A 23380-nucleotide genomic window follows, 5' to 3' on the forward strand; every position below is an offset into this window, starting at 1 on the left:
AGGCGTTAGGTTCCCACCGGATTCGTTCCGGGGCGCATGGCGCGGTGCTGATATGAATTTTGTTGATGAGATGGGGTGAATGGACCGCATGAGTATTGACGGCAACGCAGGCGTCATCACGATGGAATTGAGCGGGCATCGCCACGTCAAGCGGGATGATGCCGATGGCGCATGGATCGCGATCGGCAACGATTCGCAATTCCTCTGTCTGAGCGACAAATTCCCGTTGCCGGGCGGCTGGTATCACGTCGACTTGCGCATGCAGCGGTTGAAGGGGCCGGAGATGTGGCCCTATTTCTATCCCTTCTATGGCGATTGGGAAAATCTGGAGAAGCACAAGGTCTTCGTGCCCTTCTTTAATCAGGATGGTGGGGAACACCAAGGCATCGTGCGGCTCACCCACGATGTTCTCCAGCTGCGATTCGATCCGTCCGTGGCCGTGGGCAAGTTCACCCTGGATGAATTGAAGTTGCAGCGGGTTGGCAAGGCGAGGGCGGCCAAGGAGATGCTGCAGGGCGTCTTGCGGCGCCCGGCGGGTGTTTTCACCAAGATCCGGTGGTTGTCGTCCCTACTGGTGCAAGGCTTGATCGGCGGTCCGTCAGGATTCGCGGAACGCCTCTACAGAATCTATAGCGAGCGCCCGACGGCGGCCGCCCGTGTCGCCTACGACACCTGGGTCGAGCTCTACGATGCGAACACGCCGGAAAGGTTGGAGGCCGAACGCGCCGCCGTCGGCGATCTCGTCAAGAAGCCGCTGTTCTCGATCATCATGCCGGCCTACAACACGCCGGAGAAATGGCTGCGCAAGTGCGTCGAGAGCGTGAAGGCGCAGGTCTATCCGCATTGGGAGTTGTGCATCGCCAATGATGCTTCTCCGGCGCCGCATGTTCGTCGCGTGCTGGATGAGCTGGCGGCCGGAGACAGCAGGATCAAGGTGGTGCATCGAGAGGTCAATGGCCACATCTCGGCTGCTTCGAACAGTGCGATCGAGGTCGCCACCGGTGAATGGCTGGTGCTGCTGGATCATGACGACGAATTGCATCCCTTGGCCTTGAGCGAAGTGGCGAAGGCGATCAACGAGCATCCGGACTGGCGGCTGATCTACAGCGACGAGGACAAGATCGACGAGCGCGGGCGCCGCTACGATCCCTACATGAAGCCGGACTGGAACTACGACTTGTTCCTGTCGCACAACTGCATCAGCCATCTCGGGGTCTACGATGCCTCGCTCGTGCGAGAGGTGGGTGGATTCCAGAAAGGGTTGGAAGGCAGCCAGGACTGGGATCTCGCGCTGCGCTGCGTCGAACGGCTGAGCTCGAAACAGATCGGACACATTCCGAAAGTGCTTTACCACTGGCGCGCCATCGTCGGATCGACCGCGCTCGCCCCGCAGGAAAAGGACTACGCGCACGACGCCGGAATGCGCGCGATCGCGGCGCATCTGGAACGCATCGGCTCCAAGGCGCGCGTGCAGGACATTCCGGGACAGAGAGGCAATTACCGGATGGTGTATCCGCTGCCGTCGCCAGCGCCCAAGGTGAGCATCATCATTCCGACGCGGGACAAGGTGGGTTTGCTTCGCGCCTGTATCGAGTCGGTGTCGTCGCTCACGACCTATCCCGATTACGAGATCATCGTCGTCGATAACCAATCGGAAGAAGCGGAGACGCTGGCTTATTTCCGGGAACTGGAATCCAACCCGCGCGTTCGTGTTCTGCCTTACGACAAGCCCTTCAATTATTCGGAGATCAACAATTACGCCGTCTCCGAAGCAAAGGGAAGCGTCATCTGCCTCCTCAACAACGACATCACGGTCATCACGCCGGGCTGGCTGGAGGAGATGGTCGGACATGCGCTGCGGCCGGATGTCGGTGCCGTCGGCGCGATTCTTTACTATCCGAACAACACCATCCAGCACGCGGGCGTGATCCTGGGGGCGCACGGCGTCGCGGCGCACGCATACAGCGGGCAGGCGCGTGGCTATCCTGGTCATATGAGCCGGGCGCGGCTGACCCAGTCGATGAGTGCCGTCACCGCGGCGTGCCTGGTCGTGCGGCGCGATACGTTCGAACGTGTCGAAGGGTTCGATCCTGCATTGCAGGTCGCGTTCAATGATGTGGATCTTTGCCTGCGGATCGGCCGGCTTGGCTTGCGCAACATCTGGACGCCGTTCGCGGAGCTCTATCACCACGAATCGGCATCTCGTGGATACGAAGACACGCGTGAGAAGGCGGAGCGCTTCAACGCTGAGATGATCTACATGCGATCCCGCTGGGGCGAAACGCTGCGGGATGATCCGTCTTATAGTCCGAACTTCAGCATCGATGATGAGCTCTTCGAGCTGTCGTTTCCGCCGCGAGAGCGCAAAGCTTCGTCCGCGTGAGGTGACGCCTGTCTTGTCGCTGGTCTGCCGGCGATACCCCATTGGAGGAGAGTGGGCATATGAGCGTGAATGAGCCGAAGGTCGCCCGTCGCTGGGAGTTGCTCTGGAACATCCTCGCGTATGCCGCGATCGCGCTTGTCGTCCTGGGCGCCAATCCGTTCCGTGGCGAAACCGTGGGGCCGTTCGATCTGCTGGTGTCGCAGCCGGGTTGGACCGTCGAAGGCGAGCCCGTGCAGGTGCGGCATCCTCAGCGCTCCGATGTGCTGGATGCAGTGCTTCCGCGCTGGCTCGAGCAGCGCGCCCAGATTCGCCGTGAAGGACATCCCGACACCTGGAATCCGCTGCCGGCCGGCGGCGAACCCGCCTTCCAGAATCTGGTCAACGGAGAATTGACGCCCGCCTTCGCGATATTCGCCGCCGCGCCGACACCGGCGATCGGTTTCCTGCTCGCGGTGGTCTTCAATCTGACCATGGCGGGTCTCGGCGCGCATTTGTGGCTGCGGCGGCGAATGGCTTGGCTGCCGGCGTTCTTCGGCGGCATCACGGTCATGCTGTGCAGTTTCCATGCCGCGTGGCTGTATTGGCCGCACGTGCTGACATCGATCTGGATTTGCTGGGTGCTGTGGGCGCTGGATCGTTGGTGGGAGCGACCCGGCTATGGTCGCTTCTGCGCACTGGCCGTCACCATTTCCCTGATCCTGGTGGGTGGATTCCCATTCGTCACCGTGCTGGCAGCGGGGGCATGCGCGATGTATGTGGGTATGTTATGGATCTTTGATCGCCAGCCGAACGTATCGCGTCGTCTTGCAGGCACCGTGGCCGCGGGCGTGGTGGCCGCAGGATTGTGTGCGATTCCCTTGATCGAATTCGTCACCTGGCTGGCGTCGTTCGATACCAGCGGACGACATGGCGGCAGCGCTTTCAAGCTGGCCTCCCATGCACGGCTACTGTTGCCAGAGGCGGCGCGGAGCGCGCCGATGGTGGAGACATCGATGTATGTCGGTGTCCTGCCACTGATCCTGGCCGGTGCCGCGTTGATCGCCGCGATCCTGAAGCGTGGTCGTATCGGCGTGATCGGCGCGTTCGCGTTCCTGTTGCTCGCGAGTGGCTTCATCCTCGTGTTCGAGTTGATTCCCGCGAAGTACCTGTCATGGGTTCCGGGGCTGGGGAACAGCCTCTGGACGAGAGGGATCGTCCTGCTCGACTTCGGCTTCGCGATCACGGCGGCCTGGCTGCTCGACCTGATCTATCGCAACGCTGGGTCGAAGCTGTTGGCGCGGGCCGTGTTGGTGGTGCTGGTGGTGGTGCAGTTGGTGGATCTCGGTTCGTTCTTCCGTCTGTTCAACGGCGAAACGAGCACACGCTTCTTCTATCCGAAGGACAAGCTGATCTCCATCATCCAGCGCGACATCAAGCCTTTCCAGAGCGTTATCGCCGACAACAATTTCATGATTTCGGGAACCCTCGGTGCTTACGGCGTCCCCGAATGGTTCGGACATGCGTTCAAGACCGAGGCGCTGAAGACGACCTTGGCCAGAGTGATCGACAATCCGTGGGCGACCCCCACCGCGACCACGGCCAAGTCGGCAAGCATCAATCTCGACATCCCAGAGTTGTCGGCGCTGGGTGTCCGCTATGTCATCGGCGATGGCGGGCTCTATGGATCTGGCATCACGCCGCAGCTGAAGGGGGGGAAGCCCACCGGTCCCTCGGTTGCGTTGCCGCCGCTACCGCTCAGTCGCTGGCAGCAGTCGATTACTCTCGCCAAGGGAATATCGCTCGACGCCGTCGGTGTGCGCATGGCGACCTATCGGCGCAATGATTTGGCGGGAAATTTGCAGCTGAGCATCCGGCGCAATAGTGACACCGCGCCGATCGCGAAATCGATCAAGCCGGCGGCGCAGCTTGCGGACAACGCGATGGCACGCTTTGTGTTTTCCGAACCGTTGGATTTGCCGGCAGGCGGTTACGAGATCGCTATCGAATATCTCGATGCTCCACAGGCGGACCGGGTCACAGCCTGGTCGTTGCCGGGAGTGGGTGAGAATTGTGCATTGCTCGTCAATTCCGCTCCGGCTCAGGGCTGTATCGACTTCAAGCTGATCGCCAGCGACGAGGATGCGAATTTCGCAGAGATTGCCTCCGAACATGGCATTTTCCTGTTCGAAAATCGTGACGTGCCGGGCGGCGCTTATTTCTTGTCCGATTTACGCACGTATCCGAATGCTTCGAGCTCGCGGGATGTCGCGCTCGAAAATTATTCCGACGCGGAGTTCGAACTTTCTTATCGCGGCCAGGAACCCGGCTACCTGATCGTGCCCATGACGTTCGCACGCGGATGGACCGTCCACGTCGGCGAGCAGAAAGTGAAGCCGGGCAAATATCTCGGAGTTCTGCCGGCGGTTCCGGTGCAAGGGCCCGTGCGCGTGCGTTTCAGCTACGAGCCGCCATCGTTGGTTTATGGCGTGTGGGTGATGCTGGCGACGCTGCTGGGGCTTGCCGTGGCAGGCGTCTTGACCTGGCGCCGACGGGCGCGCAATCGCTGATCTCGTGCTCATCGCCACATCGGGCGATGAGCGCTGTCAGCTTTTCCTTTGCTGCTGTTCGATGCGCCGGATACGGAGCAGGATGCGTTCGGACAGTTTACGGTTCACGGCGATCAGGTCCGCGATCAATCCCATCATCAGGAACAGCACGCCCACGATCACGCATAGCGCGCTGAAGATCACGGACTGGATGTGGCCTTCGCCTTGGCCGACCAGATAGAAATAGACGAAGCGTCCGCCGGAAAGCAGGCCGGCGAGCAGGCTGAGCGCTCCCACCCAGACGAAAAGCATCAGCGGGCGGTAAATGATGAAGACACGCACGATCGTCCCAAGCGATCTGCGCACGTAACTGCGGATGCTCTTCACCAGACGCGAGGGACGCAGGTCGGGATTGGTGCGGATCGGAATCGAGACGACAGAGAGATCGCTCAATCCGGCCTGGATGATCGTTTCGAGCGTGTAGGTATAAGAGTTGAAGACATTGAGACGCATGGCCGTCTCGCGGGAAATCGCGCGGAAACCACTGGGCGCATCTTCCACCTTCGTCTTGCTCGCCACGCGCACCGCCCAGCTTCCCAGGCGCTGCAATCGCTTCTTGATCCAGGAAAAGTGCTCGGTCTCGTCGATGGGCCTTGCGCCGATCACCATGTCGGCCTGCCGGCTGACGATCGGCGCGGTCAGCAGCGGGATGTCGTCCGCGTTGTACTGATTGTCGGCATCGGTGTTGACGATCACATCGGCACCGAGTTGCAGACAGGCATCAAGCCCGGTCATGAACGCAACCGCCAGCCCCCGGTTGATCTGGTGGCGAACGACATGATGCACACCCAATTTCCGAGCGAGCTCGGCGGTGCCGTCGGTCGAGCCGTCGTCGATCACCAGCCATTCGACGGTGTCAAAACCCTCGACGGTGCGGGGCAGGGCGTTGATCGCGATTGCCAGGGTCTCCACCTCGTTAAGGCAGGGAATCTGGATGATGAGCTTCATATCGGATTTCCTGAAACCAACGCGATGCGCGGCCTGTGATTCAGGCCGCGCGCGTCTTACCTCATTGAACGGTCAAGCTGCCTTGCGTGTCGCAGGCAACGAGGCCGCGGCGGCCCGGCTGCAGAAGCGAGACCGTATACGTGCCTGGATCGATTCCATCCAGACGCACACTCACATTGAAACCGGCGTTGCCGACGTCGGCCTTGCCGAGCGCCTTGGCGACGTCCGGGCGCGGCACCGACGGAGAGCCCTTGACGGCATACACCTTCGTTCCCGAAAGCACCACGGCCAGCGACGAAGGGCCGTGGCCATTTTCATCGATGATCCAGCCCGAGAAAGTGGCCGGCGAATTCACCGGAGCCGTTGCCGTCGCGCCCTGGCGATTGATGGTGTCGAGGAAGCAGGTCTTCACCTTTTGCAGCGAAGCGGTATCGACATCGGTCAGGGCGGCGAAGCTTGTCCCGATCGATGCAGGCAATTCCGCAGGTGCCGCCGGCGCGGAGGCGGGCGGTGTTTCTGCCTCGGGGGCTGCATTTTCAGGCTGCTCTTTGCTGCAGGCGCTGATGCCGATAATCGAGGCGGCGGTCAGAATGTAAAGTGATTTGCGGGACATGGTCGGAGAATTGGGTGGGAAAACTGCACCATCTTCATGTATTTCCGCCCGAAAGAGAATCCCCATCCCGGGCTTCATGCCTTTTGTTTACCGCCGCCATATGCCATGGCGGTGCTGCCCGACGCGGGGTCGAGGAAATCGCCCGCCGCAGCGGCGATGCGCAGGATTAAGTGCCCAAAGAACGGCATGCGATGGTGATAAGACTCCACTGAACCAGGCAGTAAGAACGGTTCCATCGATTTCCGGCCCGGCGAAGGTTCATGGCTGATTCGTTGATGGAATCGGTTTCGGCAGTGCGCGCAGCATCCATGTTCCGAGCACGAAATGGATGAAATCGCCGAGCGTGGTGACGATGCGAAGCAGGGCAATCGCCGTGATGCCGCCAGCGCCCGAGGTGACGCCGGCAAGCAGCGCGACGAGGACGCCTTCGCGAACACCCAGTCCCGCGGGCGCTCCGGGAACGAGCAGTCCGATCACCCAGGCGGCCGCGAATGCGCCACAAAGCGCGGGGAAGGGAAAACCACTTTGCGGGGAAACGGCATGGGTCAGCAGCGTGAAGCTCAAGCCGAGCGACAGGAAGCTGACGAGAAACACGCCATAGGCATAGAGCAGTTTCTTGGGAGAGAGATGGAATCCGGCGGTGCTGCCGGTATCGAGCCCTCTCTTGTGCTGCAGATAGGAGACGACACGAGGCAGCAGCACGAATGCCAACAGGGCGCCGATCGTCGCGATGCCCAGTAGCAGTGCCTTCGATCCCATCGGCAGCCAACGTTCCAGGGAGGGCGCGGATCGCAGAGCCAGGAAGACGACAGTGATGTGGACGCCGACGAGGAGGGCGATCACGTTCTCGTAGATCAGCGAAAGCGCCAGCTTCGGAACGTCGCCTCCGAAATTGCGCGCGACCGCGACCCTGCCGATGTGCTGGGCGACATTGCCTGGCAGATATTTCGCGAATTGCGTGGTGGCGATGATCGCGTAGGCCGTGGGCATGGGCAGGCGGACGCTCATGTCCTGCAGAATCCAGCGCCAGATCATGGTGGCGAATGGAATCTGCGCCAGATACAACAGCAGCGCGCCCAAGACCAGCGCCATGGATTTCCATGAGAGCAATCCGCTCAGATCGACGCTGCTCCATGCCGCGGCCGCCTGCCGGAAGAAGTAGTAACCGGCGGCGACGGCGACCAGCAGACCGAGCAGCCGTACGGCTTTCTTCATGTGGCTTTCGCGACCACCAGATATCCGTTGCCGATATCGGCCGACAGGAACGGCCTTTGCGCCCATTCGGCGCTGGTGATGGCCAGCTTGCCGAGAGGACTCTTGAACAAGGGGAACCATTTCATCATGTGTCGACGATCGATTCCGCTTCGGCTGGAGTTGGCGTGCTTGCCTTCAGGCGTGTCGTCGACATCAGGATTCACTTCGGGCGCATATTGAGCAGCCCGGACTTTTTCGGCGACGTTCGCAAGCGGGAAGCCATAGCATTCCACGGTCTGGGCCTCGAACCCGGCTTTCCGCAACAGTTCGATCATCGGCGCGCGTTCGTATCTGCGGAAATGTCCCGCCCAGACGTCGGAAGGATTCCATTTCGCCATGTGCGCGGGGACGGAAAGCAGCAAGGTGCCGCCGGTGGTCATCCACTGACGCCATGTCTGCAGGGCTTCCAGATCGTGTTCGATGTGCTCGAGCACCTCGAAGGCCATCAACACCGGAAAGCGTTTCTCCCAATTGGTTTCCGGAGATTCCAGGAACCGGATATCGCGGCCCGCGCCGCGCGCGAGACTGTTGGCGAGATCGCGTGCCTCGGGAGACATTTCCAGCGCGGTGCACCGGAATCCGAGCGCATCGAGTTCGTGCAGCAAGGCGCCCGCGCCGCATCCGATTTCCAATACCTCGCTGGGCTGGAGCTTGCGAATGTGCTTCAGAACCCGTGCGCGCCGCAGCAGGTACCGGGGGGCGGGCACCCATCCGGCTTCCGGTGCGGCTGGGCCGATTATTCCGTAGTTTTTCATGTCGGGCTCCAGACTCTTTGAGTGATGCTAATGCTGCGGCTCTGAAAATTCCGGACACGGCTCGATGATTTCGAGCAATGTCCGGTCCTGCATTTTAGGTGGTGCTGGCGGTCGGTTGCAGAATCGCGAGCAACTGCTTGCCCACCGCCGTTTCATCAAAATTACTTGGGAAATCGTTTTCTGCGCGCGTTTCCATCGCATGGACACGCTGATAATCGGCAAAACGCAAGATCGCATCGGCCAGCGCGCGCGCGTCGCCCGCGGTCACGAGTTGAATCATGGACGAGGGTGTCGAGACGAGTTCCCGGATGGCAGCGGAGTCGCGCGTGATGAGCGGTTTGCGCATGGCCAGCGTCTGGAACACCTTGTTGGGAATCACGCTGGCGGCTTTGTCGGAGGTGCCGAAAATGCCAAGGCACACATCGGCCGCGGTGATGTGTTCGAGCAACACCGGATATTCGGCCCATTCGATCCAGCGCAAGCGCGGGACAGGATGCCGATCGAGCATGCCGCGCACCTTGGTGGCTTCCTGGCCGGTGCCGATCAGCAGCCAATCGACCGGATGATCGCGCAATAGCAATGCGGCCTCCACGATGGTGGGAATTCCATGCAGCGGAATGAACTGGCCGTAGAAAAGAACTTGCAGTACATCGGTGCGTTTTGGTTGGTCGTCCTTGTCTCGATCCGCGCGGAAGATCTCGCCTTCAACGCCGACCCAGACCGCACCGCACGCGCCTTGGCGAAGGCCGAACACCTGTTCCATGCGCGTGGCATGGGTTTTCGTATCCATGAAAACCCGGTCCGCCAGACGCACCGCGAGCCATTCGATCGCGCGCAGCATCCACGCCAACGGGTGCCGGCGGCCGACCATGCGCCGATCCAGCACCACGGTGTCGTAGGCGGACAGGAACCAGTCCATCGCGACCCGTGTGCCACGCAGCCAGGCAAACAGCCGGATCGCGAAGATGTCGACCACGGCCGGGTATCCGAGTAGGACCCAATCGTGGGACGGCAGCCGCAGATAACGCCAGGCCAGCCGTGGATAGGAAATCAGGATGTGCCCGAGCAGTCGAATCCAGCGGAATGCGCCACGGACCTGACTCTTGTCGCGGATTCCGCTCCAGATGTCGGTATGACACTCGATGACCTCGACGCCGTTCGCGCGCAACCCGTCTCGCAGGATGCGCACGCGCGGCTTGCTCAGGTCGCACGTCCCCCACAGGACGACGCGCATGGCCGATGCCCGTGACTCATTCGCTGCGGTCAAAGCGCGGCTTCGAGCTCTGGCAACAGCTTGAACAGATCACCCACCAGGCCGATATCCGCGATCTCGAAGATCGGCGCCTCGCCGTCCTTGTTGATCGCGACGATAGTGCCGGCGTCCTTGATGCCGGTCAGGTGCTGGATCGCGCCGCTGATGCCGATGGCCACATAGAGTTCCGGGGCGATGATCTTGCCGGTCTGGCCGACCTGCAGTTCGTTCGGCACGTAGCCGGCATCGACCGCGGCGCGCGAGGCGCCGACGGCGGCACCGAGCTTGTCGGCGAAGTCGTAGATGATCTTGAAGTTCTCCGCCGAACCGACGCCGCGGCCGCCGGAGACCACGCGCTTGGCGCTCTGCAGGTCCGGGCGATCCGATTTGCCGGCTTTGATGCCGACGTAGCGGGTGTGGGTCGGCAGCGTGGCTTCGACCGAGGCGGCTTCGACCGCCGCGCTGCCACCCTTCGCCGCTTCGGGCCAGGAGGCGGTGCGCACGGTCGCGACCACGGTGTGATCGGCCGGGGCTTCGACGGTGATGATGGCGTTGCCGGCGTAGATCGGGCGCTTGAAAGTGTGGCTGCCTTCCACGGCCATGACGTCGGAGACCTGGGCCACGCCGAGCAGGGCGGCGACGCAAGGCATCAGGTCCTTGCCGAAGGTGGTGCTGGGGCCGAAGACATGGCTGTAGCCGGTCTTGGCGAGCGCCGCGATCTGCGGCGCCAGCACCTGCGCGATCGCGTTGGCGTTGGCGGCGTTGGCGATCGTCAGCACCTTGGCGACACCAGCGATCTGCGCGGCTTCGGCGGCGACGGCGGCCGGGTCGGCGGCCAGCACGACGACATCGATGGCATCCGGATTCAGCGCCTGCGCCGCGGACACGCACTTGGCGGTGGCGGCGTTGAGCTTGCCGTCGAGGTGTTCGGCAACGATGAGTACCTTGCTCATTACAGCAACCCCTTCTGCTTGAGTGCGGCGACCAGTTCGGCCGCATCCTTGACCATGACGCCCTTGCTGCGCTTCGGCGGCGGGGCGAAGTGGGTGGTCTTGAGCGTGTCGCCGGCGTCGACGCCGAGGTCGGCGAAGGCGATCGTTTCCAGCGGCTTGCTCTTGGCCTTCATGATGTCCGGCAGCTTGATGAAGCGCGGCTCGTTCAGGCGCAGATCGGTGGTGACCACGGCCGGCAGGTCGACTTCGAGCGTTTCCAGGCCGGCATCGACTTCGCGGATGACCGTGGCCTTGCCGGCCGCGACCTCGAGTTTGGACGCGAAGGTGGCCTGCGGACGACCCCAGAGCGTGGCGAGCATCTGGCCGGTCTGGCTGGCGTCGTCGTCGATGGCCTGCTTGCCGAGGATGACCAGGTCCGGCTGTTCCTTCTCGATCAGCTTCAGGAAGGTGCGGGCGGCGGTCAGCGGCTGGATCGGCTGGTCCGCGACCACGTGGATGGCGCGGTTGGCGCCCATGGCCAGGCCGTTGCGCAGGTGCGCCTGGGCATCGGCGGGGGCGATGGTGGCGACCACGACCTCGGTGGCGATGCCCTTGTCGCGCAAGCGCAGGGCTTCTTCCAGGGCGATTTCGTCGAAAGGATTGGCCGAGAGCTTGACGCCGTCGGTGACCACACCGGAACCATCCGGCTTGACCTGGATGCGGACGTTGTAGTCCACCACGCGCTTGTAGGCGACGAGGATCTTCATCGTTCAGGGAATCCTAGCTGTGGGGGGAGACGCCGGACCGCGATGGCAGGTCCGGGGTGATAAGCCTGTCCAGTTTACCGGGCGAGGGCCGTGGGTGCGACCTGAAGAGGGCACCGGACGTCCAGGCTGATTGGCGTATGGATCGAGGCCGTCCTCCTGCCGGAACACCCTGAACCAATGGCCGATGCTTCGCCGACATGAGGCGACGCTAGAATGCCGCCCTCCCCCCCGATCGGAGCTCATCGAGATGGCCGAAGCCAATGTCGCGGCGCGTGGCGCCAGCGGCGCGAAGAACAAGGTTGTCGCCGACGCCCGCCAGGCGCTCGACGGCCTCGTGGCGGACAACCAGACCCTCGCGGTGGGGGGATTCGGCCTGTGCGGCATCCCGGAGGCGTTGATCGCCGCGCTGCGCGACAGTGGGGTGAAGGGGCTGACGGTGATCTCCAACAACGCCGGCGTCGACGGCTTCGGCCTCGGCCTGCTGCTGGAGACGCGGCAGATCAAGAAGATGATTTCCTCCTACGTCGGCGAGAACAAGGAATTCGAGCGCCAGTACCTGTCCGGCGAGCTCGAGCTCGAGTTCAACCCGCAAGGCACCCTGGCCGAGCGCCTGCGCGCCGGCGGCGCGGGCATCCCGGCGTTCTTCACCGCCACCGGCTACGGCACGGTGGTGGCCGAGGGCAAGGAGACGCGCGAGTTCGGCGGCAAGCATTACGTGCTGGAAACGGCACTGATCGCCGACGTCTCGCTGGTGAAGGCGTGGAAGGCGGACAAGGCCGGCAACCTGGTGTTCCGCAAGACCGCGCGCAATTTCAATCCCGCCTGCGCGATGGCCGGCAAGGTCTGCATCGCGGAGGTGGAGGAGGTCGTGGAGATCGGCGCGATCGATCCCGACCACGTGCATCTGCCCGGCATCTACGTCGATCGCATCGTGCACAACCCGACCCCCGAGAAACGTATCGAACAGCGCACCGTGCGAGGAGCGAAGTAATGGCCTGGACCCGCGACGAAATGGCCCAGCGCGCCGCCCGCGAACTCACCGACGGCGCCTACGTGAACCTCGGCATCGGCCTGCCGACGCTGGTGGCGAACCACATTCCCGACGGTGTCGACGTCTGGCTGCAGTCGGAGAACGGCCTGCTCGGCATCGGCCCGTTCCCGACCGAGGACGAAGTCGACGCCGACCTCATCAACGCCGGCAAGCAGACCGTGACCGCGCGTCTGGGTGCCAGCTATTTCGGCAGCCACGATTCCTTCGCGATGATCCGCGGCGGGCACATCGATCTTGCGATCCTCGGCGCCATGCAGGTCACCGACAAGGGCGATCTTGCCAACTGGATGGTGCCCGGCAAGATGGTCAAGGGCATGGGCGGCGCGATGGATCTTGTGGCGGGCGTCAAGCGCGTTGTTGTACTGATGGAACATACCGCCAAGAACGGTGAGCACAAGATCCTTTCCGAGTGCACGCTGCCACTGACCGGTGTCGGCGTGGTGGACCGGATCATCACGGAGCTGGCCGTGTTCGACGTCACCAAGGACGGGCTCGCGCTGTTGGAAATGGCGCCAGGCGTCACGGTCGAGGAACTGCGCGACAAGACTGGCGTCACGTTTGCCGCAGCCGCCTGAACGGTCGATCGCGCTGAACCGCTAGGCGGTTTGGAACATATTCATTTTCGCCGCCGGCTTGATGCGGCCTTGGCGCCGCTTTCCACGTATGCTGTCGGGCGCCATCGGGCTTTTAGAGACAGGAAACGAACAGATATGCGCAACCATCTTGCCGGAGCGATCGTGCTCGGACTCGGCCTGCTGGCCGGATGCTCTTCCGAATCGCAAACGAACGGTCAGGCCACAGTCTCCGCCGCGCGCGCGCCGGGTGCGCAGTTGCCGGCACTCGCGACGATCCGCGCCTCGGCGAAGAGTTTCGCTTCGCTGCCCGATCGCGGTGAATTGCTGTCCTACGACAACATGCTGAACGTGAAGCGCCGCGGCGCGTTCACCGATTACCCGGTTTCAATCAGCGAAGCGCATGCGCTCAACGCGATGGCCTCGGGCGAGATGGTGGTCAATGCGCCGAACGGCGAGCTGGTGCGGTTGAAGTACGACCACTACGAAGAATATCCCGACGGCAACTGGTCGTGGATCGGACGCGACGAGAACGGCCGCAGCGCTGTGATCACCTTCGGCGATCAGGCCGTGTTCGGCACGATCCCGCAGAGCAACGGCCAGGCGCTGCGCCTGTCGACGTTGAACGGCCATGCCTGGGTGGTGTCCACCGACAGCGTCAAGCTCTCGAAGGTACCGACCAACGGACGTCCGGAAGTGCTGGTGCCGCCGACGGCCGCGATGATCGCGAGCGGTCTCGTCTCGGGCAGCGGCACGTCCAAGCTGACGGCGCAGGCGGAAGCGCAGGCCGGCCCGACGGGCAACATCGACATCGTGATCGGATACAGCCAGGGCCTCGTCGACAAGTACGGATCGAGCGGTGTGGGCACGCTGCTCAACAGCATCGTCGCGCTCACGAACACGGCCTACAGCAACAGCGGCGTCACCATGCGCCTGCGGCCGGTGAAGTACCTGCTGGTGAATTACCCGGACAACAGCGACAACGGCGCGACGCTGGAGAAGTTGTCCGGCTACAACGCCAGCGGCCCGATCGAGGTGGATCCGGCGTTCAAGCCGCTGCGCGATGCGCGCGAGGAATTCGGTGGCGACCTCGTCTCCTTCGTGCGCCGCTTCGAAGCGCCGGACAACAACGGCTGCGGCATCGCCTGGATGATCGGCGCCCACGTTTCGGGCGATCCCGCGCCGGGCATCTCCACCGCGGACGCGCCGTTCGCCTATTCCGTCGTCAGCTATGGCGACGATCTGAACGGCGGGCAGAGCTTCTACTGCATCGACGAGTCGCTGGCGCACGAAACCGGGCACAACCTCGGCCAGGCGCACGACAAGGACAACAGCAAGGCTTCCGACGGCCGCCTGATCTACGGCGTGCACGATTATTCGTTCGGCTATCGCGAAGCGACCGCGAACGGATTCCACACGGTCATGGCCTATCCGCTGGCCGACGCCGGCAGCGTGCAGGGCGTGATCGACTACTTCGCGAATCCGGCGGTGAAGTACCAGACCAAGCCCACCGGTGTCGCGGATCAGTCGGACAACGTCCGCAGCATGAACCAGACGATGCCGATCGTGGCGCAGTTCCGCGCGACGAAGGTGCCGATCACCACCGATCTTCTGGATTTCTACGCCGTCAAGAAGATGGGCACCACGAAGACCGAAGTGCATGCGCTGACGGCGGCCAGCAACTTCAAGACGTTCTCGCTGCATCTGTCGACGGCGCTGGCCAAGTCCGGCACCGACGGGCAGTGGGTGTTCCGCTTCGCCGACTACAACGGCGACAGCAAATACGATCTGTTCGCCATCAACAAGGTCGGCGCTTCCGGAAAAACGGAAGTGCATATCCTGGATGGATCGAAGAATTTCAGTACGTTCCTCACGCATCGATCCACGTTGCTGCAGGCGACCGGTCGCGACAACCGTTGGGAATTCCTGCTGGGCGACTACAACCGCGATGGCAAGCTCGATCTCTACGCCATCGACAGGACGGGCTCCTCGGGCAAGACGGAAGTGCATGTCCTGAATGGCGCCACGAACTTCACGACCTTCCTGACGCACCTCGCGACGTCGCTGCCGGCGTCCGGAACGGATTACCGCTGGCACTTCGAGCTCGGCGACTACAACGGCGACAAGGTGCTCGATCTGTACGCGATCGACAAGAATGGCGCGTCGGGCAAGGTCGAGATGCAGGTCCTGAGTGGTTCGGCCAATTTCAGGCAGACCCTGCTCCAGAAGTCGCTCCCGCTGGCCGCCAGCAGCGGCAGCACCAACAACTGGGAATACGAACTCGGCGATTTCAATCGCGACGGCACGCTGGATCTGTACGCGATCGCCAAGGTTGGTTCGTCCGGCAAGACCGAAGTCCACGTCCTGAGCGGCGTGAGTGATTTCCAGACCTTCCTGACGCACCTGGCGACCGCGCTCGGCAGCACCGGTACCGATGCGTCGTGGGATTTCGGCCTGGTGCCCGTGGCGCAGCCGTCGAGCTGACGGTTCGAGCCATCGCGGTGTTCCGTGGGCATCGCGCCCACGGAAATTTGCCACTGAAAAGCAAAAGGCGGCGATACGCAGTTCTGCGATTGCCGCCTTTCTTTTTTCGCGTCAGAGATTCTGGTAGTTCGGCCCCGATCCGCCTTCCGGCGTGACCCAGTTGATGATCTCGTAGGGGTCCTTGATGTCGCAGGTCTTGCAGTGCACGCAGTTGGCGGCGTTGATCTGCAAGCGCTTGCCTTCCGCGTCGTCCACGATTTCGTAGACGGCGGCCGGGCAGAAGCGGGTACAGGGATTGCCGTATTCCTCGGTGCAGCGGGTGACGCAGATCGAGGTGTCGGCCACGCGCAGATGGACCGGCTGGTCCTCGTCGTGTTCGGTGGCGGCGAAGTACACGCCGGCCAACCGATCGCGCGGCGCCAGCGTGCGGTCGACGTAATCGCGCTTCGGCTTTTCGGCCTCGCTGAGTTTCTGCAGCGACGACCAGTCGGATTTGTTCTTCAACGTCCACGGCGAGAGGCCGCCGGTGACGGTTTCCCAGGCGGCGTTGAACATGCCGAACCAGAGCCCGCGCTTGAAGCCGGGCTTCACGTTGCGCACTTTCTTCAATTCCGCCATCGCCTCGGAAGCGCGCAGCTTGGCGTCGAAGCCCTCGCTGCTCAGCGACTGCGCCAGATGCTCGGCGGCGAGCATGCCGCTGCGGATCGCCTGGTGCGTGCCCTTGATCTTGGGCACGTTGAGCAGGCCGGCGGTGTCGCCGATCAGCAGCGCGCCGGGCATTTCCGTCTTCGGCAGCGATTGCCAGCCGCCGGTGACGATGGCGCGCGCGCCCGCCGAGACGAGGTTGCCGCCTTCGAGCAGCGGCTTGACCATCGGATGGTTCTTCCACTGCTGGAAGGCTTCCCACGGCTTGTAATCCGGGTCGCGGTAGTCGAGGCCGCTGACGTAGCCGAGCGCGATGCGGCCCTTGTCCAGGTGATACAGGAAGCTGCCGCCGTAGGTGTGGCTGTCGGCCGGCCAGCCGAAGCTGTGCACGATCTTGCCGGGGCTGACGCGATCCTCCGGCACCTGCCACAGTTCCTTGATGCCGATCGAATAGCCCTGCGGATCGCTGTCGGCATCGAGCTTGAAGCGTTTGATCAGCCGCTTGGTGAGATGGCCACGTGCGCCCTCGGCCAGCACCGTGACCTTGGCGTGGATGTCGATGCCCGGCGTGTAGCCGGGCTTGTGCGATCCGTCCTTGGCGATGCCCATGTCGCCGATGCGCACGCCGATCACCTTGCCCTCGCTCCCATCGGGATTCACGTCGTGCAGGGTCTCGGCGGCGGCGAAACCCGGATAGATCTCCACGCCCAGCGCCTCGGCCTGCGGCGCCAGCCATGCGCACATCGCGCCGAGGCTGACGATCACGTTGCCTTTGTTGTGCATGCCCGGCGGCACCGGTAGCTTGCGACCGCCGGTCTTGCTGAGCAGCCAGAACTCGTCCTCGGTGGCCGGCACACAGATCGGCGGCGGATTGCTGCGCCAGTCCGGCAGCAGCGCGTCGAGCGGGCCGGTCTCGATGACCGCGCCGGAGAGGATGTGTGCGCCGATGGTGCTGGCCTTCTCGATCACGCACACCGACAGTTCGGGATTGAGCTGTTTCAGCCGGATCGCGAACGACAATCCGGCCGGGCCGGCACCGACGGCGACGACGTCGTATTCCATGACATCGCGTTCGATGGCGGGTGCGCCGTTCTCGTGGTCTGCGGTGCTGCTGGGTTCGCTCATGTTCGCGGCCTGGCTCGGTGTAGGGTGCGCTGCGTGGAAAGTCTGGACATCGAATCACGCGGTCGGCGTGAAATCGAGCCGCTCGTCCATGCGGCGAGGTGTGCGGGCTTATGCGGAGGCGGCTGCGTACGCCCGCGTATGCGACATTCTCGCGGGTTGCCGCGCGTGCGGCAAATCGGCACGATCCGGCGATGGAAGGCGCCATCACCCTGGATTTGCCCGGCGCCGACGTGCGTCTGTATCACGGTTGGCTGCCCGAAACGGAGGCCGACGCGCTGTTCCATACGCTTCGCGCGGAAATTTCCTGGCACGTGCATCGCATCCGATTGTTCGGACGCGAGGTCGATTCGCCGCGATTGAGTTGCTGGATCGGCGATCCGGAGGCGGTCTATACCTATTCCGGGACGCGTTTCGAGCCCATGCCGTGGCCGCAAGCATTGCAGTCCGTGCGCGAGCGGCTGACGCGGACACTCGCGTATCCGTTCAACAGCGTGCTCGCCAATCTCTATCGCGATGGCCGCGATGCGATGGGTTGGCACAGCGATGCCGAGCCTGAACTCGGATCAGAGCCGGTGATCGCGTCGTTATCGCTGGGTGCCGTGCGCCGTTTCGCGCTGAAGCACCGCCGCGATCCTGCCGCGAAGCGCGTGATCGAGCTTCCGCACGGCAGCTTGCTGGTGATGGCGGGGCAGACACAGGAAAACTATCGTCATGCTCTGCCGCGCACGGTGCGGCCGTTGGGCGAGCGGATCAATCTGACGTTCCGGCAGATCCTGCGCTAGAGCGTTTTGGTTCAGGCGCGCGCGGGAAGTTCGTCATTCCCACACGGGCGGGAATGAGGTGCTTCCATACGATGATCTCATCGTCCGCCCGCGACTCCGGAAGTCGCCGTGTTGCCAGTCTGCAACGTCCAGCGCGCGATGTCGCCGCCGACGCGTTCCAGGCTGCGCGAGAAGGCCTCCACCACCTGCGGGACTTCCTTGCTCGCCGCCGGTTCGGCATGGCGGAAGGTCTGCGCGCCGACCACGCTCTGGTCGCTGTTGCGCAGCAGCTTGGCATTGATCTCGATGGTGGCCGAAGGCAGGGCGCCGCCGGCGTAGTCGGCTTCGAAGCGGCGCATGTCGAGGACCAGCTTGTAGTCGGCGGCGATGCCGGTGCCCTGGCGTGCGACCGCGGCGATGCGGCCGGAATCCTCCAGCGCGCGGATGATCGTGTCCTCCACCATGTCGCTCGGCAGCTTGGCCCAGGCCGCGCCCTTGTAGACCTGCACTTCGTCGGGCGTGGGACGCACGGCGATGCGGAAGCTGTCGATCATGCGCGCCGCGGTCGGCGGGCTCAGCGATAGCTGCCATTTCACGTTGGGCCAGGCCGCATCGGGCGCGACGCGCGGATCGAGCGCGTACAGCGTCGATTGCGTGCGCTCGCCGCCGGCGTTGAGCAAGGCGCAGCCGCTCAGCGTCGCGCAGGCGAGTGCGAGCGCCACGGTCGCGACGCGCATGCGCGTCCGCGATTTCGAGAAGCGAAACAGGGTTTCCGTCGTCTTCATTTCGGCTCGAACTCCTTGGGTGCGTCGCGTCCCAGCAGATAGCGCGCCGGGCTCGCGTCGAGGCGGTCGCTGATGCGGCGCAGGTCGCGGATCAGCGTGCGCAGTTCGCCCAGCGTCGGTCCCAGTTGCGACAGGCCGTCGTTGGCGAAGCTGCTGATGGCGGCGCGGTTCTCGTTGAGGATCTTGTCGGCGCCGCCGGCCGCGGAATCGAGCCGGTTGAGCGTGCTGTCGAGCTTGGTGATCAGCATGGGCAGCTTCTTCACCAGTTCGCGATCGAGATCGGTAATGGCGCGATTGGTGCCGTCGAGCGTGGTGTTCAACTGCTCGGTGGCCTTGCGCGCGTTGACGATCAGCGCACCCAGGTCCTCGCGCCGGTCGGACACGGAGCCGGTCATCGTTTCGATGTGGTCGAGCGTCTTGGAAACGCGCGCGACGTTTTCATCGCTCAGCATCGTGTCCAGCCGCTCGAACAACCGGTTGGCGGTGTCGGCGATGTTCTGCAGTGCCGACGGCTGGGTGAGGATGATCGGCACGTCGTGACCGGGCGTTTCGCGCAGCGGCGGGCTGCGCGGATCGCCGCCGGTGAGCTGGATGATCGGCGGGCCGGTGACGCTGGTCAGCGACAGCTTGGCGCGCGTGTCGGTCTTGATCGGCGCCGAGGCCTGCAGCTTCAGGCGCGCCACCACCGCGCGCGGATCGTTCGGCGCCAGCTGCAGGTTGTCGACCGTGCCGATGGCGATGCCGTTGTACTGCACGCTGCTGCCCTGGGTGAGGCCGGTGACGGGTTCGTGGAAGACCACGTCGTACTCGCGCCAGCTTTTTTCCGAGGAGTACTTCGCCGCCCACAGGCCGAAGCCGAGCAGGAACAGCGACACCAGGATGGTGAACGCGCCGATCAGGACATAGTTGGCTTTTGTTTCCATGACGGGCCTTCTCAGAACTCTTTCGTGGCGGCGGTTTTGGCGTCGCGCGCGGCGCGTCCGCGTGGGCCGTTGAAATATTCCTGTACCCAGGGATGGTCGAGACGCTCCAGTTCCGCGACCGGGCCGACCGCGATCACGCGCTTGTCGGCCAGCACCGCGATCCTGTCGCAGATAGCGTACAGGGTGTCGAGATCGTGGGTGATCAGGAAAACGGTCAATCCGAGCGCCTGTTGCAAGGTGCGGATCAGATGATCGAAGGCGGCCGCGCCGATCGGGTCGAGGCCAGCCGTGGGTTCGTCGAGGAACAGCAGCGGCGGGTCCATTGCCAGCGCGCGCGCCAGGCCCGCGCGCTTGCGCATGCCGCCGGAGAGCTGCGAGGGCAGCTTGTCGATCGCATCGGCGGGCAGGCCGGCGAGTTTCACCTTCAGCAGCGCGAGTTCGTAATGCCAGCTGTCGGGCAACTGGCCGTGGTATTCCTTGAGCGGCACCTGTACGTTCTCGCCGACGGTCAGCGACGAGAACAGCGCGCCGTCCTGGAAGAGCACGCCGGTGTTGCGCTCGATGTGGCGGCGGATCTTGCTGTCGTCGGCGCGCGCGTCGACGCCGAGCACTTCGATCTCGCCGGCATCGGGATGGCGCAGGCCGAGGATCGAGCGCATCAGCACGGATTTGCCGGTGCCCGAGCCGCCGACCACGCCGAGGATCTCGCCGCGCTTCACGTCGAGATCGAGGTCCTCGTGCACGGTCTGTTCGCCGAAACGGTTGACCAGGCCGCGCACGCGGATGATCGGCGCGTCATCCGCGGAGGGGGGCTTTTTCGTGGGCATGGTCGGGTCGGTCATCGTCACCAGCCCATGTGCATGAACCAGATCGCCGCCAGCGCGTCGATCACGATCACCAGCGAGATGGTTTGCACCACGCTGGAGGTGGTGCGCTCGCCCACCGACTGCGCGGTGCCTTGCACCTGCAGGCCTTCCAGGCAGCCGATCAGGCCGATCACGATGGCGAAGATCGGCGCCTTCGACATGCCGACCAGCACGTGGCGCAGCTCGATGGTGTCGTGCATGCGGGCGTAGTAGGCCTGCGGCGGGATGTCGAGACTGAAGGCCCCCACCGAGACGCCGCCCAGCAGGCCCGCGATCATCGCGATGAAGGTGAGCAGCGGCAGCATGATCAGCAGTGCGAGCACGCGCGGGATCACCAGCAGGTCGATCGGATCGAGGCCGAGCGTGCGGATCGCATCGACTTCCTCGCGGCTCACCATCGCGCCGATCTGCGCGGTGAAGGCGCTGGCGGTGCGGCCGGCGAGCAGGATCGCGGTGAGCAGCACGCCGAACTCGCGCAGGAAGGCGATGTTGACCAGCTCCACCACCAGGATGGTGGCACCGAAGTTGGCGAGGATGGTGGCGCCGAGGAAGGCGATCACGGCGCCGACCAGATACGACAGCAGCGCCACCAGCGGCACCGCGTCCAGGCCAACCTGTTCCATGTGATGCACGGTGGCGGTCAGGCGCAGCCGGCGCGGCTGCACGAGGACGCGGCCGAGCTTGACCAGGTTCTCGCCGAGGAAGCTGACGAGCGCGATGATCTCGTCCCAGTTGCCGCTGACGGCACGGCCGAGGCGCGCCAGCGCCGCGGCGACGCCGTATTCGCGCTTGCGCTTTGGGCGCTCGTCGGCGACGTCCTCGATTGCGGCGACCAGGGCGTGGTGGTCGTCGCGGAAGGTGAAGGCGTCGTAATCGAGCCCGCAGCGGCTCGCGAAGCGCAGCAGCTGCAGGACGCCGGCCGAATCGAGCCGTTCGACCGCGCTCGCGTCCACCGACGTCACTTCGCCGGCCTGTTTGCTGCGCAGCACCTCGGCCACGTTCTCGGCCGTGTCCAGGGTCCAGTGCCCGCCCAGGCGCAGGCGTCCGCCGTCGTTGGGATCGACGGAGATGCTGGGAGCTTGGGGCGCGGCGACACTCATTCGAAGGAATGGAAGATGCGTTGTGGGCGAACTGGCAAGGGCGCTGCCGGCGGAGGATACAGACTAACCAATGCCAAAGACCGGGGTTTTATGAACGCATCATGCCCCGCGACCCGTTGGCGCGGCCCTGGAACGGCCAAATCCCGTGGGCGGACGATGCCCGGACCGTAGAATGCGCAGCGCGCGACGATGCGCCCACATTTTCGCTTTCCATCCGCCGGGCTTCTCCGGCCATATCGCTTCCCTTGTCCCGCTCCATGCGCCAGGCCTTTCCCACGACCATCGGCTACGCCGCCCGCATCGCCTTCGTGGCCGAGCTGGCCGAGCGCCTGCACAGCTACGGCACCACCGCGCAGCGCCTCGAGGGCGCGATCGTGGCGGTGGCGCAGACACTGGGGCTGGAGTGCGAACCCTGGGTGAACCCGACCGGCATGATCTTGGCCTTCAGCGATCCCAGCCGTCCGCCCGGCGATAGCGACACCACGCGCGTGATCCGCGTTCCGCCCGGCGAGACCGACCTCTACAAGCTGTGCGAGGCCGATCGCATCGCCGAGGACGTGATGGCCGGCAAGATTGGCCTGGCCGAAGGGCATGCGGCGCTGCGCGCGCTCGATCGTCCGCCGAGCTGGCGCGGCGTGGCCCTGCGGGTGCTGGGGTTCGGCCTGTCCTCGGCCAGCGTGGCGGGCTTGCTGCGCCTGCCTTGGCTCGATATCGCCACGGCCGGGTTGATCGGCGTGCTGGTCGGCTTGATCGAATGGCTCACGCCGCGGCGCCCGCGCCTGCGCGAGGCCAGCGACGCGCTCGCCGCGATGATCGCGGCGACCGTCGCGGTGGCCGTCGCCAGCTTCATCGGGCCGCTCAATCTCAATACCGTGGTGATCGCATCGCTGATCGTGCTGATGCCCGGCATGGCGTTGACCAATGCGGTCAACGAACTCACCAGCCAGCATCTGGTCTCGGGCACCTCGCGCTTCGCCGGCGCGGTGAGCACGATGCTCAAGCTGACCGTCGGCACGATGATCGCGATGACCGTCGCGCAGATGCTCGGTATCGAGCCGCAGATACGTGCATGGCGTCCTCAGCCGGAGTGGGTGGAGTTGTGCGCGCTGTTGTCGGCGTCGTTCGCGTTCGCGGTGTTGTTCCGCGCCAATCGCCGCGATTATCCGGTGGTGATGTTGTCGGCGGCCTCGGGTTATCTGATTTCGCGTCTGGCTGGCGAGGCGTGGGGCAGTCCGGTCGGGATTTTCCTGTCGGCGATGTTGTTGACCGCCGCCGGCAATGGGTATGCGCGCTGGATCAAGCGTCCGGGCGCGGTGGTGCGCGTGCCTGGCATCATCCTGCTGGTGCCCGGCAGCACCAGCGTGCGCAGTCTGCTGACGTCGGTGCAGCAGCAGGATCTCGCGGCGGGACAGGAAGCCGCGCTGACCGTGCTCAATATCCTGTTGGCGCTGGTGGCGGGATTGCTGTTCGGCAATCTGTTGTTGCCGGCGCGGCGGAATCTGTAAGCGGATTTATTCCGCGATGCCCCAATCAAGATGTCGAAATAAAAACGCCGGCATGCGCCGGCGTTTTTATTTGT

Annotated in this window: 19 protein-coding genes; 7 read left to right on the forward strand and 12 right to left on the reverse strand. The window is 64.0% G+C overall.

From position 1 onward, the window contains the following. The first annotated feature begins 88 nt into the window (after positions 1-88). Entirely contained in the window at positions 89-2383 is a 2295-nt protein-coding gene (locus LG367_RS03645) for a glycosyltransferase family 2 protein (RefSeq protein ID WP_226467838.1), read from the forward strand. A 230-nt stretch (positions 2384-2613) separates the two neighbouring features. Continuing rightward, positions 2614-4929 carry a glycosyltransferase family protein gene (locus LG367_RS03650; RefSeq protein WP_226467839.1) on the forward strand — a complete coding sequence of 772 codons (2316 nt, stop codon included), beginning with the start codon at positions 2614-2616 and terminating at the stop codon, positions 4927-4929. Positions 4930-4965: 36 nt separating this feature from the next. Here LG367_RS03650 and LG367_RS03655 read toward each other — a convergent pair whose 3' ends face one another. From LG367_RS03655 to LG367_RS03685, 7 genes are all read right to left on the reverse strand, one after another. Continuing rightward, the gene (locus LG367_RS03655; protein ID WP_226467840.1) at positions 4966-5916 is read right to left on the reverse strand and encodes a glycosyltransferase family 2 protein; all 951 of its coding nucleotides are present in this window, start codon (positions 5914-5916) and stop codon (positions 4966-4968) included. A gap of 61 nt (positions 5917-5977) precedes the next feature. Beyond that, complete coding sequence (locus LG367_RS03660; protein WP_226467841.1) at positions 5978-6529, reverse strand: hypothetical protein; 552 nt, start codon at positions 6527-6529, stop codon at positions 5978-5980. 258 nt (positions 6530-6787) lie between these two features. Then, on the reverse strand, positions 6788-7744 hold the full coding sequence (locus LG367_RS03665) for a lysylphosphatidylglycerol synthase domain-containing protein (RefSeq protein ID WP_226467842.1): 957 nt from the start codon (positions 7742-7744) through the stop codon (positions 6788-6790). Further along, positions 7741-8490, reverse strand: a complete 750-nt coding sequence (locus LG367_RS03670) for a class I SAM-dependent methyltransferase (protein WP_226467843.1) — start codon at positions 8488-8490, stop codon at positions 7741-7743. Before LG367_RS03670 ends, LG367_RS03665 begins: the two co-directional genes overlap by 4 nt. A 142-nt stretch (positions 8491-8632) precedes the next feature. Beyond that, positions 8633-9772 (reverse strand): glycosyltransferase, encoded by a 1140-nt coding sequence (locus LG367_RS03675; RefSeq protein ID WP_226467844.1) that lies wholly within the window; start codon positions 9770-9772, stop codon positions 8633-8635. A gap of 29 nt (positions 9773-9801) precedes the next feature. Continuing rightward, positions 9802-10743, reverse strand: a complete 942-nt coding sequence (locus LG367_RS03680) for an electron transfer flavoprotein subunit alpha/FixB family protein (protein WP_226467845.1) — start codon at positions 10741-10743, stop codon at positions 9802-9804. Further along, positions 10743-11489 carry an electron transfer flavoprotein subunit beta/FixA family protein gene (locus LG367_RS03685; RefSeq protein WP_226467846.1) on the reverse strand — a complete coding sequence of 249 codons (747 nt, stop codon included), beginning with the start codon at positions 11487-11489 and terminating at the stop codon, positions 10743-10745. The genes LG367_RS03680 and LG367_RS03685 overlap by 1 nt, the downstream gene beginning before the upstream one ends. Before the next feature lie 247 nt (positions 11490-11736). Here LG367_RS03685 and LG367_RS03690 point away from each other — a divergent pair, with 247 nt between their 5' ends. From LG367_RS03690 to LG367_RS03700, 3 genes are all read left to right on the forward strand, one after another. Beyond that, entirely contained in the window at positions 11737-12480 is a 744-nt protein-coding gene (locus LG367_RS03690; RefSeq protein ID WP_226467847.1) for a CoA transferase subunit A, read from the forward strand. After that, positions 12480-13115, forward strand: a complete 636-nt coding sequence (locus LG367_RS03695; protein WP_226467848.1) for a CoA transferase subunit B — start codon at positions 12480-12482, stop codon at positions 13113-13115. Before LG367_RS03690 ends, LG367_RS03695 begins: the two co-directional genes overlap by 1 nt. Positions 13116-13250: 135 nt before the next feature. After that, a complete protein-coding gene (locus tag LG367_RS03700) occupies positions 13251-15596 on the forward strand; it encodes a reprolysin-like metallopeptidase (protein WP_226467849.1) in 2346 nt (781 codons plus the stop codon). Between the two features lie 111 nt (positions 15597-15707). Here LG367_RS03700 and LG367_RS03705 read toward each other — a convergent pair whose 3' ends face one another. Further along, on the reverse strand, positions 15708-17366 hold the full coding sequence (locus LG367_RS03705) for an electron transfer flavoprotein-ubiquinone oxidoreductase (protein WP_226467850.1): 1659 nt from the start codon (positions 17364-17366) through the stop codon (positions 15708-15710). A gap of 191 nt (positions 17367-17557) precedes the next feature. Between LG367_RS03705 and LG367_RS03710 the strand changes: the two genes are divergently transcribed. After that, a complete protein-coding gene (locus LG367_RS03710) occupies positions 17558-18148 on the forward strand; it encodes an alpha-ketoglutarate-dependent dioxygenase AlkB family protein (protein WP_226467851.1) in 591 nt (196 codons plus the stop codon). Between the two features lie 77 nt (positions 18149-18225). Here LG367_RS03710 and LG367_RS03715 read toward each other — a convergent pair whose 3' ends face one another. Genes LG367_RS03715 through LG367_RS03730 form a run of 4 tightly spaced genes read right to left on the reverse strand, consistent with a single transcriptional unit; the run spans position 18226 to position 21801 of the window. Beyond that, the gene (locus LG367_RS03715; RefSeq protein WP_425490896.1) at positions 18226-18912 is read right to left on the reverse strand and encodes an ABC-type transport auxiliary lipoprotein family protein; all 687 of its coding nucleotides are present in this window, start codon (positions 18910-18912) and stop codon (positions 18226-18228) included. Continuing rightward, positions 18909-19835, reverse strand: coding sequence for an MlaD family protein (locus LG367_RS03720; RefSeq protein ID WP_226467852.1), 927 nt, complete (start codon positions 19833-19835; stop codon positions 18909-18911). The genes LG367_RS03715 and LG367_RS03720 overlap by 4 nt, the downstream gene beginning before the upstream one ends. A gap of 11 nt (positions 19836-19846) precedes the next feature. After that, entirely contained in the window at positions 19847-20677 is an 831-nt protein-coding gene (locus LG367_RS03725) for an ABC transporter ATP-binding protein (protein WP_226467853.1), read from the reverse strand. Between the two features lie 2 nt (positions 20678-20679). Then, positions 20680-21801: an ABC transporter permease gene (locus LG367_RS03730; RefSeq protein ID WP_226467854.1), complete on the reverse strand. Its 1122-nt coding sequence runs from the start codon at positions 21799-21801 to the stop codon at positions 20680-20682. A gap of 257 nt (positions 21802-22058) precedes the next feature. Here LG367_RS03730 and LG367_RS03735 point away from each other — a divergent pair, with 257 nt between their 5' ends. Beyond that, positions 22059-23306, forward strand: a complete 1248-nt coding sequence (locus LG367_RS03735; RefSeq protein WP_226467978.1) for a threonine/serine exporter family protein — start codon at positions 22059-22061, stop codon at positions 23304-23306. Positions 23307-23380: the final 74 nt, after the last annotated feature.

The organism is Luteimonas panaciterrae, assembly GCF_020511115.1.
Lineage (GTDB): Bacteria > Pseudomonadota > Gammaproteobacteria > Xanthomonadales > Xanthomonadaceae > Luteimonas > Luteimonas panaciterrae.